Raw genomic sequence first — 12,517 nt, forward strand, 5'->3', positions numbered from 1 at the left:
CGGCCGCGAGTAACCCCGCGCCCCTTTGTTGCGCGCCGCCCGAAAGGGCGGCGGGCCCTGACTTTTGATTCGAGGAACTTCATGTCTCGCACCCTGAAGGACTTGCTGGCGCAAGGCGCCGAAGCGGCGGCCGCGGTGTCGGCGCCGGGACGTCCGACACTGAGCCACGGCGCTCTGCGCCTGTTGATCGATGCCACGCTGGCACGGCTGAACGGCCTGGGCCTGGGCCGCAACGACCGCGTGGCGATCGTGCTCGACAACGGCCCCGAGATGGCCACCTGTTTCCTGGCTTGCGCCAACGGCGTGGCGAGCGCACCGCTGAATCCGTCCTACCGGGCCGACGAGTTCGAGTTCTACCTCTCCGACCTGAACGCCAAGGCGCTGATCGTCGGGCGCGGCAGTGCCTCACCGGCGGTGGACGTGGCGGTGAAGCTCGGCGTGCCGATCATCGACCTCGTCAGCGATGCGGCGTCGCCGGCCGGCAGTTTCATGCTCGAGCCGCGCCAGGCTGGCGCCGCAGCGCCCGCCACGAACGGTGGCTACGCGGCCCCTGAAGACGTGTCGATGGTGCTGCACACCTCGGGCACCACGTCGCGGCCGAAGATCGTGCCGCTGTCGCAGGGCAACCTGGCGGCCTCGGCGTCGAACATCGCTCGCACGCTGCAGTTCAGTTCGAAGGACTGCGGCCTGAACATCATGCCGCTGTTCCACATCCATGGCCTGATCGCTGGCGTGCTCGCCCCGCTGTCGGCCGGCTCGCAGGTGTTCTGCACACCGGGCTTCAATGCGCTGAAGTTCTTCGGCTGGATGGACGAGGCCAAGCCCACCTGGTACACGGCGGTTCCCACGATGCACCAGGCCATCCTCGGCCGGGCCTCGCGCAGCGCCGACGTGATCGCGCGAAATCCGCTGCGCTTCCTGCGCTCGTCGTCGTCGTCGATCCCGCCTCAGGTGATCCGCGAACTCGAGGAGGTGTTCCACGCGCCGCTGATCGAGGCCTACGGCATGACCGAGGCCACGCACCAGATGTGCTCCAACCCGCTTCCGCCGGCGCTTCGCAAGCCGGGCACGGTCGGGCAGGCTGCCGGCCCCGAGGTGGCGATCATGTCCGAGGACGGCGCGTTGCTGGCGCGCGGCGAGACCGGAGAGATCGTCATCCGCGGACCGAACGTCACGGCCGGCTACGAGAGCAACCCGAAGGCGAATGCAGAGGCCTTCCACAACGGCTGGTTCCGCACCGGCGACCAGGGCGTGATGGATGCCGAAGGCTACGTTTCGATCACCGGCCGCCTGAAGGAGATCATCAACCGCGGCGGCGAGAAGATCAGCCCGCGCGAGGTCGACGAAATTCTCATGGACCACCCCGCGGTGGCCCAGGTGGTCTGCTTCGGCATGCCGCACCCGAAGCTCGGCGAAGAGGTCGCCGCCGTGGTGGTGCTGCGCGAAGGCCAGCAGGCCACGGAACGCGAATTGCAGGAGTTCGTGGCGCAGCGCGCCGCCGACTTCAAGGTGCCCAAGAAGGTGCTCTTCATGCCCGAGATCCCGAAGGGGGCCACGGGCAAGCTGCAGCGCATCGGGCTGGCCGCCAAGCTCGGCCTGGGCTGACCCACAGGTTCTGACCACAAGGAGACTCTCGAATGAAGACTGCACTTCCTCTCAAGGGCCTGCGGGCCGCGATGCTGGTGATTGCCGGGGCCTGCGCCAGCCTCGGCGCGGCGGCCTGGGAGCCGAGCAAGCCGATCGAGTTCATCGTGCCGGCCGGTACCGGCGGCGGGGCTGACCAGATGGCCCGCTTCATCCAGGGCGTGGCCGCGAAGAACAAGCTGACATCGCAGCCGATCGTGGTCGTCAACAAGTCGGGCGGCGCCGGTGCGGAAGGCTTCCTCGACGTGAAGGGCGACAAGGGCAACGCCCACAAGATCGTCATCACGCTGTCGAACCTGTTCACCACGCCGCTGGCCACCGGCGTGCCGTTCAACTGGCGCGACCTGACGCCCGTGCAGATGCTGGCACTCGACCAGTTCGTGCTGTGGGTCAACGAGGAGTCGCCGCACAAGACGGCGAAGGCCTACTTCGACGCCATCAAGGCCGGTACGCCGAATCAGTTCAAGATGGGCGGCACCGGCTCCAAGCAGGAAGACCAGATCATCACCGTCATGCTCGAGAAGGCGGCGGGCAAGAAGATCACCTACATCCCGTTCAAGGGCGGCGGCGACGTGGCCGTGCAACTCGTGGGCAAGCACATCGACTCGACGGTGAACAACCCGATCGAGGCCGAGTCGCATTGGCGTGCCGGCAAGCTGCGCGCGCTGTGCGTGATGGACAAGGAAAAGCTCCCGTACACCGCCAAGGTGACGGCCAGCCAATCGTGGGCCGACCTGCCGACCTGCGCTTCGGCCGGCATCCCGGTCGAGTACGTGATGCTGCGCGGCATCTTCATGCCGCCGGGCGTGACGCCCGACCAGGTCAAGTACTACACCGACCTGATCGCCAAGGTGCGGGCACTGCCGGAATGGAAGGACTTCATGGACAAGGGGGCGTTCCGACAGACGGCGCTCAGCGGCCAGGACTACTTCGATTGGCTGGCACGCAACGAGCAGATGCATCGTGTGCTGATGAAGGAAGCGGGCTTCGTGGCCAACTGATACCCCGCCCGGCAACGAATCGGGCCAAGGAGCTCTCATGACGCAGGAGAAGGGAGCCGACGACGCGAGCGTCGTCGGCAGCCGAGGGCCGGAGGTCGGCGTCGCCGCCTTCCTGTTCGCGATCGGCGCGCTGGTGGTGGGCGACAGCCTGCGCGTGGGCATCGGCTGGGCCGACGACGGGCCGCGATCGGGCTACTTTCCCTTCTACATCGGGCTGATGCTGCTCGGCTCGAGCGGCTACATCCTCGTGCGCGCGCTGCTCAGTTGGCGCGCCACGCGCACGGAGTTCGCCAGCCGCGAGCAGATCGGCATGGTGTTCGCCGTGTTCGTGCCGATGGTCGTGTACGTGGCGCTGATTGCCGGCATCGGCATCTACGTCGCATCGTTCCTGCTGATCGCCTACTTCATGCGCCGCCATGGCCGCTATGGCTGGCCGGTGACGGTGGCCGTGTCGGTGGCCGTGCCGCTGGCGTTCTTCCTGGTTTTCGAGCGCTGGTTCCTGGTGCTGCTGCCGAAGGGGCCGCTCGAGCGCGCCTTCGGTCTCTGAGGCGTGGCGATGGAAGAACTCGGAAATCTCCTCCACGGCTTCTCGATCGCGCTGACGCTGCCCAACCTGCTGTACATGCTGGTGGGCATCGTGCTGGGCGTGCTGATCGGCGTGCTGCCGGGCCTGGGCGGTGCCAACGGCGTGGCCATCCTGCTGCCGCTGACCTTCAGCATGAACCCGACTTCGGCGATCATCATGCTGTCGTGCATCTACTGGGGTGCGCTGTTCGGCGGTGCGATCACCTCGATCCTGTTCAACATCCCGGGCGAGCCCTGGTCGGTGGCCACCACCTTCGACGGCTACCCGATGGCGCAGCAGGGCAAGGCGGCGCAGGCGCTCACCGCGGCGTTCACCTCGTCCTTCGTCGGCGCCTTCTTCGCGGTGGTGCTGATCACCTTCCTCGCACCGGTGCTCGCCAAGTTCGCGCTGAAGTTCGGCCCGGCGGAGTTCTTCGCCGTGCAACTGCTGACCTTCTGCAGCTTCGTGGGTATGAGCAAGGAGCCTCCAGCCAAGACCATCGCCGCGATGATGCTCGGCTTCGCGCTGGCCGCCGTCGGAATGGACAGCGTCACCGGCCAGTTGCGCATGACCTACGGCCAGCCGGAACTGCTCAAGGGCTTCGACTTCCTGATCGCGGTGATTGGCCTGTTCGGAATCGGCGAGATCCTGCTCACCATGGAGGAGGGCCTGGCCTTCAAGGGCAAGAGCGCGCGCATCAATCCCAAGGTGGTTTGGCAGACCTGGAAGGAACTCGGCAAGCACTGGAAGGTGTTCCTGCGCTCCACCGCCATCGGCTGCTGGATGGGCATCACGCCGGGCGGCGCGACACCGGCCTCGTTCATGGGCTATGGCATGGCGCGGCGCTTCTCGAAGGACCCGCAGTCGTTCGGCAAGGGCGCGCTCGAGGGCGTGGTCGCACCCGAGACCGCCGCGCACGCGGCCGGCACCTCGGCGCTGCTGCCCATGCTGACGTTGGGCATCCCGGGTTCACCGACGGCGGCGGTGCTGCTCGGCGGCCTGCTGATCTGGGGCCTGCAGCCCGGGCCGATGCTGTTCATCGAGCAGAAGGACTTCGTCTGGGGCCTGATCGCCTCGATGTACCTGGGCAACCTGGTCGGCCTGCTGGTCGTGCTGACCACGGTGCCGTGGTGGGCTGCGCTGCTGCGCATCCCGTTCTCGGTGATCGCGCCGGTGATCATCGTCATCTGCGCGATCGGCGCCTACACGGTGCACAGCTCGATGTTCGACGTGGCGATGATGCTGGTCTTCGGCGTGCTCGGCTACCTGTTCAAGAAGCTGAAGTACCCGCTTGCGCCGCTGGTGCTGGCGCTGGTGCTGGGTGACATGTCCGAAGCCAGCTTCCGCCAGGCGATGCTGCTGTCGCAGGGCGACCTGGCGATCTTCTGGTCCAACGGGCTGGTCGGCGGCATCGTGCTGCTGGCGCTGGTCATGCTGGTCTCGCCCCTGTGGGGCATCGCGCGCAAGCACCTGCGTTCGCGCGAGTACACGCAAGCGAAGTGAGGACGAGATGAAGATCGCGGTGGTCGGTGCCGGAGCCATCGGCGGCTACCTGGGCGCCAAGCTCGCGCGTGCCGGCGAGGAGGTCACCTTCATCGCGCGCAACCGCAACCTGGAGGCGATCAACGCACGCGGCTTCCGGCTCATCCTGGAAGACGGCACCGAGGAACACGCGCCGACGGCCCGCGCCGTGCAGCACATGGCCGAGGCCGGACCTCAGGACGCCGTGCTGATCACGCTGAAGGCGCACCAGGTGCGTGACGTGCTGCCTGGGCTGCGCGAGCTGTTCGGGCCGAAGACGATGGTCGTGACGATGATCAACGGCATCCCGTGGTGGTATTTCCACAAGCTGGCCGGCCCTTATGAGGGCCGGCGGCTGGACAGCGTCGATCCCGGCGGCGTCATCGCCGAGCACATCGAGCCCGAACGCATCATCGGCAGCGTGGTCTACCCGGCCAGCGAACTCGTCGAGCCCGGCGTGGTGAAGGTGATCGAAGGCAACCGCTTCACGCTCGGCGAACTCGACGGCGGGCGCAGCGAGCGCATCGACGCACTCTCGCAGACGATGATGCGCGCCGGCTTCAAGGCGCCGGTGAGCCGCGACATCCGCAGCGAGCTGTGGGTCAAGCTGTGGGGCAATCTCAGCTTCAACCCGATCTCGGCATTGACCCATGCCACGCTGGAGCAGATCTGCCGTTTTGGCCCGACGCGCGCGTTGGCCGCGTCGATGATGCGCGAGGCGCAAACGGTGGCCGAGGCGCTCGGCGTGCGCTTCAAGATCACGCTTGAGCAGCGTATCGCCGGGGCCGAGGCGGTGGGCGCCCACAAGACCTCGATGCTGCAGGACGTCGAGCATGGCCGCGCCCTCGAGCTCGAGGCGCTGGTCGGGTCGGTCGTCGAGCTCGGCCGCATCACCGGGACGCCCACGCCGACCATCGATGCGGTCTATGCCGCGACCAGCCTGCTTTCGTCCACGCTGACTGCTCAGCGCGGCCGGCTCGCGGTGCAGCCGCTGGGTTGAGGCGGACGCCGGCGTCTCAGCCGTAGGTATTGACCAGCCGGCCGATGCCGTCGATCTCGACCTCGACGGTGGTGCCCGGCTTCATCGGCAGCACACCCAGCGAGGTGCCGCACAGGATCACGTCGCCCGGCTCCAGCGTCATGTCGTGCGAGATCCGCGACACCAGTTCGTGCGGCGTGAAAATCATGTCGGCCAGCGGGTAGTTCTGCCGCTCGCGGCCGCCGACCACGGTGTGCAGCGAGGCTTTCGCGGGGTCGAAGTCGGTCTCGATCACCGGGCCGAACACGCCGAAGCCGTCGAAGCCCTTGGCACGCGTCCACTGCGGGAAGCTCGGGTCGCGCTGCAGCAGTTCCATCGCGGTGAGGTCGTTGGCGCAGCTGTAGCCGAAGATGTGCGCGGCAGCTTGTTCGATCGACACGTTCTTCGCGCGGCGGCCGATCACGATGGCCAGTTCGCCCTCGTAGGCCACGCGGCCGACTTCCGCAGCCGGCGCGGCGATGGCCTGGCCGTGTGCCGCGAAGCTGTTGCGCGTCTTGACGAAGTACAGCGGCTCGGCGGGGATGGCCCAGCCGTTCTTCTCGGCCGCGGCGCGGAAGTTGTTCCACAGCGCGAGCATCTTGCCCGGGCGACAGGGCATGAGCCACTGGGCATCGGCGAGATCGACGCGCTCGCCGGTAGGCCGCGCCGCGCCGAACAGATCGCCCTCTTGTACGGCGAGCTGATCGCCCTCGAGCAGGCCGAAGAGCTCACGTCCGCCCTGGCGACAACGCATCCATTTCATCGTGTCTTGTCCTGTTGGTCGAGCAGGGCCATGACGGCCTTCCACTCCGCCGGCGTCACCGGCGTGATCGACAGCCGGTTGCCCGGGCGCAGCAGTGTCATCGTCTGCAGTTGGGGAAGCTCTCGCATGCGCTTGAGCGGCAGCAGCGAGGTCTTGCGCCGCAGCTTCACGTCCACGAGCAGCCAGCGTGGCGCCTCGGGCTGCGACTTCGGGTCGAAGTAGGGGCTCTTCGCATCGAACTGCGTGGCGTCAGGGTAGGCCGTGCTGGCCACTTCAGCCAGCCCTGCCACGCCGGGCTCGGCGCACGAGGAGTGATAGAAGAGCACGCCGTCGCCGATGTGCATGGCGTCGCGCATGAAGTTGCGCGCCTGGAAGTTGCGAACGCCGAACCAGGGCACCGTCTGGCCCGCGGCCGAGGCGAGGTCGTCGATGGAGCACTCGGCGGGCTCGCTTTTCATCAACCAGAAAGACATCGGGCTCGCGGTGCTCGAAGGAAGAAGGTGTCCGCCACGAACCGGGAGCCGCATTCCTGAACCCAGGGTTCAGGTGGGCGAGGTCAGCGAGGCTTCGGGTTCATCTGACGCGAGACGATCACACCTGCCAGGCGATGTTCCAAGCCCTAGCTCGCAAGAGCATAGGTTCAAGGAAATATAAGACTCACGCGAACGCGACGGACCGAATCATTCTACGCCGCGCTCGCCGCGCGATCAGAGCAATTGACCGTCGGCGCCAAGGGCTTGATCGAGCCGGCGGATCAGCGCGTCCACGTCGACCGGTTCGGCCGAGCCATCTGCGGCTGCGGCAGGCAGCGGCCGCTCGGCCAGCGCAAATGCCAGGTTCAGAGCAGCCAGCACCGCGATGCGTTCGCGCGCCTTGACCTTGCCCGAATCGCGAATGGCGCTCATCTCGCGGTCGACACTGCCCACGGCTTCCAGCAGAGAAGTCTCGCCGCCTTCGGGGCAGCCCAGGATGTAGCTCTGGCCCATGATCGTGACTTCGATCTGCTTCACGTAGCGCTCCCCGGGGCATCGCCGGCTTCCGCCGGCAGGCGCTCGAGCAGCGAGTCGATCCGGCCGCGCGCCGCGTTCAGGCGCGAGCGCAGGCTGTCGCGTTCCTGCGTCACCGAGGCGAGTTGCTGCTCCAGCAGCGCATTCGTGCGCTGCAGTTCCTGGTGCCTCAGCAGCAGGCGATCGACCCGTTCCGCAAGATCCTGGAGCTTGGGCATGGCGCACGAAGAGGTGGGCGGAGCGGGAATTGTAGGCTCCGGCGAAGCGCCGGCCGGGGCGATGCACGCGCCGGGCGTGCAGCGCGTCACGTCGTGCCGCGGTGGGCATCGTCCTCGTCCGGATCGAGCGGCGCAGGCATGGTCAGCAACCGATTGGGAGAGCTGGGCTCCCACAGCGCCGCAGGCTGCGTGTCGGTGTGCGCATTGGCCGCATTCAGCAGCGCCAGGCTGGCCCGCGAGCCGATCTGGCGCAGCATCTGTATCTGCCGCTGCGACCACACCAGCGGTGCGCCGGCCTGTTCGCAGCTGAAGGTGCCAAAAGGCACGCCGTTGACCGAAAAGCAGACATCGAGCACCGAGTGAAGATCCAGCGGCACCAGATAGTTGTCGCGGAATACCGAGGTGGCGGGGTGATAGCGTGCATCGGAAGCGACCACGCAGCCATCGGCCACCAGAGTCTCGAAGTAGGGGCCGGCCGCCGCATTGAGCATGTCGGTGGCGCCGACGATGCGATCGACCCGCCTGTCGTACATGGCCATGCACCGCAGCGCCCGCCCTTCGGCGGTGTCCACGAAGATCCAGACGCCGGCGCGCGTGCAGCCGATCAGGTCGCTGACGGCGCGGGTAAGTTGCTCGAAGAACAGGTCGCGGTCGATCTCTCCGCGGTCGAGTCGACCGCAGATCTCCTGGATGTCTTTGACATCGGGCATGGCCGCATTCTGGTTCTTCCCCTGCCGCCGCGACACTGCAAGGTCTTGCAGGTTCCGGCGCGATTCAGGCGGATTTCGGTGCCGAGTCGCAGTAGGCCGAGACGCTGCATTCGGCGCAACGCGGCTGGCGTGCCTGGCAGACGTATCGGCCGTGCAGGATCAGCCAATGATGGGCGTCGACGAGGTAGGCGCCGGGCACACGGTCCAGCAGTTGTCGCTCCACCTCGAGCGGGTTGCGGCCGGGCGCCAACCCGGTGCGGTTGGCGACGCGGAAGATGTGCGTGTCCACCGCCATGGTCGGTTCGCCGAAGGCGACGTTGAGTACCACGTTGGCGGTCTTGCGGCCCACGCCGGGCAAGGCCTCCAGCGCCTCGCGCGTGCGCGGCACCTCGCCGCCATGGCGTTCGACCAGCAGCCGGCAGGTTTCATAGAGGTTCTTCGCCTTGGTCCGGAACAACCCGATGGTTCGGATGTGCTCGGTCAACGCCGGCAGGCCGAGCTCGAGAATGCGCTGCGGCGTGCCGGCGAGCGGGAATAGGCGCCGCGTGGCCTTGTTCACGCCCACGTCGGTGGCCTGGGCCGACAGCAGCACGGCGGCCAGCAGTTCGAACACGTTCGTGTACTCGAGCTCGGTGACCGGGTGCGGATTGGCACGCTCCAGCGTCGCGAAGAATGGCTCGATCAGTCGGGCGTCCATCGGCGGTTTACTCCTGCGGCCGCTGGCGTGCGCGGGCACGCTCGAGCGCCGCCTCGATGACGGCGCGTTTGCGCTCGATCACCTCGGGGTCGGTGTGGCGGGTGTGGCTCGGCAAGTCGGCCAGCTTGGTGTGGGCCTTGGCCGCCAGGCGCGCCTCGTTGTCGCGCGCGGCCTGCTCGAGCCGGATGGCGCGGAAGGCGTAGCGCTCACGGGCTGCCTCGGCCTGCCCGGCGCTCCAGGCCGACCAGCCGGTACGGCTGCCGCTCGTGTCGACCAGAGCAATGCAGTCCACCGGGCAGGCGGGAATGCACAGCTCGCAGCCGGTGCACTGCGATTCGATCACCGTGTGCATCACCTTGGGCGCACCGACGATGCAATCCACCGGGCAGGCCTTGATGCACAGCGTGCAGCCGATGCACCAGGCTTCGTCGATCACGGCCAACCGCATTGGCCCCTCGACACCACGGGCCTGGTCTAGCGGCAGGGTCGGGCGGCCGGTCAAGGCCGACAGCCGCACCACGCCCTCCTGGCCGCCGGGCGGGCACTGATTGATGCCCGCCTCTCCGGCCGCGACCGCGCGCGCGTAGGCGGCGCAATCGGGATAGCCGCAGCGCGTGCACTGCGTCTGTGGCAGGGCGTCGTCGATCAGGCGGGCGAGGTCGGCGGTGTCGGGCACCGCGCGATTATCGGGCGCGCGACTTGACCTTCTTGGCTGGCGCTGCACGCGGCCGGGAAGCCGCCGGAGCATCGTTCTGGTGCGAGGCAATGAACTGCTTCACCTCGGGGTAGACCTTCTCGCGCCAGCGGCGGCCGGAGAAGATGCCGTAGTGGCCCGCTCCGACCGCGTCGTAGTGGAACTGGCGCGTCTTCGCGATACCGGTGCACAGCTCGTGCGCCGCACGCGTCTGGCCGGCGCCGGAGATGTCGTCGAGCTCGCCTTCGATGGTCAGCAGGGCCGTGGTCTTGATGTCCTGCGGGCGCACCAACTGGCCGTTGACCTGCCAAGTGCCATTGACCAGCGCGAAGTCCTGAAACACTGTCTTGATGGTGTCGAGGTAGTACTCGGCCGGCATGTCCAGCACGGCGTTGTACTCGTCGTAGAACTCGCGGTGCGAGTCGGCACTGTCGCCGTCGCCGCGCACGAGGTCGAGGAAGTAGTCGTAGTGCGAGCTGAGATGGCGGTCCGGGTTCATCGCCACGAAGCCGCTGTGCTGCAGGAAACCGGGATACACCGCGCGCCCGGAGCCGGGGTAGTTGACCGGCACGCGGTAGATGACGTTGTGCTCGAACCAGTTGTGGCTCTTGTTCATCGCCAGGTTGTTCACCGCGGTCGGGCTCTTGCGGGCGTCGATCGGGCCACCCATCATGGTCATCGTGCGCGGCGTGACCTCGCCGTTGCTGGCCATCAGCGAGATCGCGGCGAGCACCGGCACCGTGGGCTGGCACACCGAGATGACGTTCACTTCCGGCCCGATGTGGCGGATGAACTCCTGCACGTAGGTCACGTAGTCGTCGAGGTGGAACGGGCCGGCGTCCAGCGGAACCATGCGCGCGTCGGTCCAGTCGGTGATGAAGACCTTGTGGTCGCGAAGCAGTGCGCGCACGGTGTCACGCAGCAGCGTCGAATGGTGGCCCGACAGCGGCGCCACGATCAGCACCGTCGGGTGCTCCTTCATCTGCGACAACGCCCGCAGGTTGTCGGTGAAGCGCTTGAAGCGAAGCAGACGGCAGAACGGCTTCTCCATCGCCACCTGCTGCTGCACGGCGACGTCGACGCCACCCACGTTGGCGGTGCCGATATTGAACTGCGGCTTCTCGTACTCCTTGGAGAGGCGGTGCATCAAGTCCAGGCCGGCGGATACGCGGTCGGCCATCGGTGTGTGCGCAAACGGCGACAGCGGGTGGCTGTACAGCTTGGACGACGCGCTGGCGAACTCGGCGAACGGGCTCAGCATGGCGCGCTGGGTCTCATACAACTGATACAGCATGATCAAGCCCTCTTGGTGCGATGCAGCATTCTAGGTACGTTGCTTTCATGGTGCTGTCTGCTGGCGCACAGGGATATCCCGACTGAGCACAAAAAAGGGGCGCAAATCGCGCCCCTCGTGTGTCGCCGGGGTGACAACCCCGGGGGTCAGGACACCTTGGCGATCGCCGAGACGACGGCGTCGATGTTCTTGCTGTTCAGTGCCGCAACGCAGATCCGGCCTGAATCGACGCCATAAATGCCGAACTCGCCCCGAAGACGCTGCATCTGCTCCTTGTTCAGCCCGGAATAGCTGAACATGCCCTTCTGGCGGGTGATGAAGCTGATGTCCTGCTTGACGCCGGCTGCGGCGAGCTTGGTCTGCAGCGCCTGGCGCATCTGCTTGATGCGCACGCGCATGCCGGCGAGTTCTTCTTCCCACATGGCGCGCAGCGCCGGCGTGGTCAGCACCATCGCAACGACCTGCGCACCATGGATGGGCGGGTTGGAGTAGTTGGTGCGGATCACGCGCTTCAGTTGGCTCAGCACGCGGTCGGCTTCGTCCTTGGACTCGCAAACCACGCTGAGCGCACCGACGCGTTCGCCGTACAGCGAAAAACTCTTCGAGAAACTGGTGGCGACGAAGAAGTCGAGCCCTGCGTCCATGAACTGGCCGATCACCGCGCCGTCTTCGGCGATGCCTTCGCCGAAGCCCTGGTAAGCCATGTCGAGGAAGGCCACCAGGCCGCGTGCCTTGACCGCCTGCACGACCTGCGACCACTGGTCGGCGCTGATGTCGTAGCCGGTCGGGTTGTGGCAGCAGGCATGCAACACGACGACGGTGCCCGCCGGCGCAGCATTCAGCGCGCCAAGCATGCCGGCGAAGTCGACGCCCTTCGTCTTGGCGTCGTAGTAAGGGTAGTTCTCGACCTTGAAGCCGGCGCTTTCGAACAGCGCGCGGTGGTTCTCCCAGCTTGGGTCGCTGATCAGCACCTTGGCACCGGGGTTGATGCGCTTGATGAAATCGGCGCCCAGCTTCAGGCCGCCGGTGCCGCCGAGCGCCTGCACGGTGGCGATGCGGCCGGCCTTCACCGCGGCGCTGTCAGCACCGAACACCAGGCCCTGCACGGCCTTGTCGTAGGCGGCGATGCCGTCGATGGGCAGGTAGCCGCGCGCCTTGGGCGCTTCCATCATCAGCTTCTCGGCTTCCTGCACGCACTTGAGCAAGGGCAGCTTGCCGTCGTCGTCGTAGTAGACGCCCACGCCGAGATTGACCTTCGCCGGGTTCGGGTCGGAGGCGAATTGTTCGTTCAGGCCGAGGATCGGGTCGCGCGGGGCCAGTTCGACGGCGGCGAACATCGACGGGGAGGGCGAAGACATGGTCAGTCCTTGTCAGTAGAGCGGGGC

14 protein-coding genes are annotated in these 12,517 nt (G+C 67.0%); 5 read left to right on the forward strand and 9 right to left on the reverse strand.

The window, feature by feature from the left end:
• The first annotated feature begins 81 nt into the window (after positions 1 to 81).
• Genes HZ992_RS08005 through HZ992_RS08025 form a run of 5 tightly spaced genes read left to right on the forward strand, consistent with a single transcriptional unit; the run spans position 82 to position 5,731 of the window.
• Positions 82 to 1,605, forward strand: a complete 1,524-nt coding sequence (locus tag HZ992_RS08005; protein WP_209386137.1) for an acyl--CoA ligase — start codon at positions 82 to 84, stop codon at positions 1,603 to 1,605.
• Positions 1,606 to 1,637: 32 nt separating this feature from the next.
• Positions 1,638 to 2,645: a Bug family tripartite tricarboxylate transporter substrate binding protein gene (locus HZ992_RS08010; RefSeq protein WP_209386138.1), complete on the forward strand. Its 1,008-nt coding sequence runs from the start codon at positions 1,638 to 1,640 to the stop codon at positions 2,643 to 2,645.
• Between the two features lie 37 nt (positions 2,646 to 2,682).
• Positions 2,683 to 3,192, forward strand: coding sequence for a tripartite tricarboxylate transporter TctB family protein (locus HZ992_RS08015; protein WP_209386139.1), 510 nt, complete (start codon positions 2,683 to 2,685; stop codon positions 3,190 to 3,192).
• 9 nt (positions 3,193 to 3,201) lie between these two features.
• Positions 3,202 to 4,713, forward strand: a complete 1,512-nt coding sequence (locus tag HZ992_RS08020) for a tripartite tricarboxylate transporter permease (protein ID WP_209386140.1) — start codon at positions 3,202 to 3,204, stop codon at positions 4,711 to 4,713.
• 7 nt (positions 4,714 to 4,720) lie between these two features.
• The gene (locus HZ992_RS08025; RefSeq protein WP_209386141.1) at positions 4,721 to 5,731 is read left to right on the forward strand and encodes a 2-dehydropantoate 2-reductase; all 1,011 of its coding nucleotides are present in this window, start codon (positions 4,721 to 4,723) and stop codon (positions 5,729 to 5,731) included.
• 16 nt (positions 5,732 to 5,747) lie between these two features.
• Here the strand turns inward: HZ992_RS08025 and HZ992_RS08030 are convergent, their stop codons facing one another.
• From HZ992_RS08030 to HZ992_RS08070, 9 genes are all read right to left on the reverse strand, one after another.
• Positions 5,748 to 6,512 carry a fumarylacetoacetate hydrolase family protein gene (locus HZ992_RS08030; protein ID WP_209386142.1) on the reverse strand — a complete coding sequence of 255 codons (765 nt, stop codon included), beginning with the start codon at positions 6,510 to 6,512 and terminating at the stop codon, positions 5,748 to 5,750.
• Positions 6,509 to 6,985 carry an EVE domain-containing protein gene (locus tag HZ992_RS08035; protein WP_209386143.1) on the reverse strand — a complete coding sequence of 159 codons (477 nt, stop codon included), beginning with the start codon at positions 6,983 to 6,985 and terminating at the stop codon, positions 6,509 to 6,511. The genes HZ992_RS08030 and HZ992_RS08035 overlap by 4 nt, the downstream gene beginning before the upstream one ends.
• A 234-nt stretch (positions 6,986 to 7,219) precedes the next feature.
• On the reverse strand, positions 7,220 to 7,522 hold the full coding sequence (locus tag HZ992_RS08040) for a cell division protein ZapA (protein WP_209386144.1): 303 nt from the start codon (positions 7,520 to 7,522) through the stop codon (positions 7,220 to 7,222).
• Positions 7,519 to 7,737, reverse strand: coding sequence for a DUF904 domain-containing protein (locus tag HZ992_RS08045; protein ID WP_209386145.1), 219 nt, complete (start codon positions 7,735 to 7,737; stop codon positions 7,519 to 7,521). Before HZ992_RS08045 ends, HZ992_RS08040 begins: the two co-directional genes overlap by 4 nt.
• An 86-nt stretch (positions 7,738 to 7,823) precedes the next feature.
• Positions 7,824 to 8,483 (reverse strand): GAF domain-containing protein, encoded by a 660-nt coding sequence (locus tag HZ992_RS08050; protein WP_209386146.1) that lies wholly within the window; start codon positions 8,481 to 8,483, stop codon positions 7,824 to 7,826.
• Positions 8,484 to 8,511: 28 nt separating this feature from the next.
• Positions 8,512 to 9,144, reverse strand: a complete 633-nt coding sequence (gene nth, locus HZ992_RS08055) for an endonuclease III (protein ID WP_209386147.1) — start codon at positions 9,142 to 9,144, stop codon at positions 8,512 to 8,514.
• A gap of 7 nt (positions 9,145 to 9,151) precedes the next feature.
• Positions 9,152 to 9,820 carry an electron transport complex subunit RsxB gene (gene rsxB / locus HZ992_RS08060; RefSeq protein ID WP_245213394.1) on the reverse strand — a complete coding sequence of 223 codons (669 nt, stop codon included), beginning with the start codon at positions 9,818 to 9,820 and terminating at the stop codon, positions 9,152 to 9,154.
• A gap of 7 nt (positions 9,821 to 9,827) precedes the next feature.
• Positions 9,828 to 11,132 (reverse strand): polyhydroxyalkanoate depolymerase, encoded by a 1,305-nt coding sequence (locus HZ992_RS08065; protein ID WP_209386149.1) that lies wholly within the window; start codon positions 11,130 to 11,132, stop codon positions 9,828 to 9,830.
• A gap of 146 nt (positions 11,133 to 11,278) precedes the next feature.
• A complete protein-coding gene (locus HZ992_RS08070; protein ID WP_305848842.1) occupies positions 11,279 to 12,490 on the reverse strand; it encodes an amino acid aminotransferase in 1,212 nt (403 codons plus the stop codon).
• Positions 12,491 to 12,517: the final 27 nt, after the last annotated feature.

Origin of the sequence: Rhizobacter sp. AJA081-3 (assembly GCF_017795745.1) — a bacterium.
GTDB lineage: Bacteria > Pseudomonadota > Gammaproteobacteria > Burkholderiales > Burkholderiaceae_C > Piscinibacter.

Excerpts from the sequence above, each read along its gene's own strand:
- HZ992_RS08005 (WP_209386137.1), top strand. The coding sequence starts at position 82 with ATGTCTCGCACCCTGAAGGACTTGCTGGCGCAAGGCGCCGAAGCGGCG.
- nth (WP_209386147.1), bottom strand. The coding sequence starts at position 9,144 with ATGGACGCCCGACTGATCGAGCCATTCTTCGCGACGCTGGAGCGTGCC.
- HZ992_RS08045 (WP_209386145.1), bottom strand. The coding sequence starts at position 7,737 with ATGCCCAAGCTCCAGGATCTTGCGGAACGGGTCGATCGCCTGCTGCTG.
- HZ992_RS08070 (WP_305848842.1), bottom strand. The coding sequence starts at position 12,490 with ATGTCTTCGCCCTCCCCGTCGATGTTCGCCGCCGTCGAACTGGCCCCG.
- HZ992_RS08025 (WP_209386141.1), top strand. The coding sequence starts at position 4,721 with ATGAAGATCGCGGTGGTCGGTGCCGGAGCCATCGGCGGCTACCTGGGC.
- HZ992_RS08020 (WP_209386140.1), top strand. The coding sequence starts at position 3,202 with ATGGAAGAACTCGGAAATCTCCTCCACGGCTTCTCGATCGCGCTGACG.
- HZ992_RS08010 (WP_209386138.1), top strand. The coding sequence starts at position 1,638 with ATGAAGACTGCACTTCCTCTCAAGGGCCTGCGGGCCGCGATGCTGGTG.
- HZ992_RS08035 (WP_209386143.1), bottom strand. The coding sequence starts at position 6,985 with ATGTCTTTCTGGTTGATGAAAAGCGAGCCCGCCGAGTGCTCCATCGAC.
- HZ992_RS08030 (WP_209386142.1), bottom strand. The coding sequence starts at position 6,512 with ATGAAATGGATGCGTTGTCGCCAGGGCGGACGTGAGCTCTTCGGCCTG.
- HZ992_RS08015 (WP_209386139.1), top strand. The coding sequence starts at position 2,683 with ATGACGCAGGAGAAGGGAGCCGACGACGCGAGCGTCGTCGGCAGCCGA.
- HZ992_RS08065 (WP_209386149.1), bottom strand. The coding sequence starts at position 11,132 with ATGCTGTATCAGTTGTATGAGACCCAGCGCGCCATGCTGAGCCCGTTC.